Here is a 288-nt window from a genome sequence, read left to right as displayed (position 1 = left end):
CGAAGTGCGCAACGGCCCGGTGCGCAAGGTGCCCGATTACCTGCGCGATCGTCATCGCCCCGGGTCGGAAAAATACGGCGAGTACAAGTACCCCCACAGCTACCCGGCCGGCTGGGTCGATCAGCGCTATCTGCCCGAGGGCCTTGAGCGCGGCTGTTTCTACCAACCCGGCGAGTGCGGCTGGGAGGCTTACCGCACCGACGCCGCTGCCCGCGACCGTCAGGGGAGTTGAGTCGCGGCTCGGGGTGTTGCGTCCGCCGCGGTGCGGGCACTGCGCAGCGAGCCAGG

Annotated in this window: 1 pseudogene; it reads left to right on the top strand. The window is 69.4% G+C overall.

The window, feature by feature from the left end:
* Positions 1 to 232 (top strand): annotated as a pseudogene (locus NE591_RS15460) (replication-associated recombination protein A); the annotation flags it as partial.
* Positions 233 to 288 lie beyond the last annotated feature (56 nt).

It is taken from the genome of Adlercreutzia sp. DFI.6.23 (genome assembly GCF_024462535.1).
GTDB classification, from domain to species: domain Bacteria; phylum Actinomycetota; class Coriobacteriia; order Coriobacteriales; family Eggerthellaceae; genus Adlercreutzia; species Adlercreutzia rubneri.
This window is presented reverse-complemented; position numbering and strand designations above follow the sequence as displayed.